The 304-nt window shown below is 56.6% G+C and carries 1 protein-coding gene; it reads right to left on the reverse strand.

The window, feature by feature from the left end; genetic code table 11:
- Window positions 1-84: 84 nt before the first annotated feature.
- The coding region (locus NE473_RS31075) for a hypothetical protein (protein WP_256265637.1) at window positions 85-304 on the reverse strand (220 nt) is incomplete at its 5' end.

Here is a 304-nt window from a genome sequence, read left to right on the forward strand (position 1 = left end):
GGAAAAGCTCCTGATCCTCCGCCGTCTCGGAATAGAGGCCGGCCGGCAGCATTTCATAGGGAGAGGCACAGGCCATTAAGTCTCTCACATACTCGCCGTACAGGCGGATCCCCTCTTCCACAGCATTTTATCGGGATGGGAATCCAACAGCCGGCACAGCAGCACAAGGGCCGTGACCGGAACATGCTCCCTGGCCTGGTGATTATAGAGGACGATATCGCGATGGGTCTCATCCCTGTAGAAGAACCCGCGCAGCCCTGTCTCTGATGAGTCCTTCTCCTGGCAGTCCAGAAGTTTTCTTCCA

The sequence above is a fragment of the Hungatella sp. SL.1.14 genome (assembly GCF_024460495.1).
GTDB classification, from domain to species: Bacteria; Bacillota; Clostridia; order Lachnospirales; family Lachnospiraceae; genus Hungatella; species Hungatella hathewayi.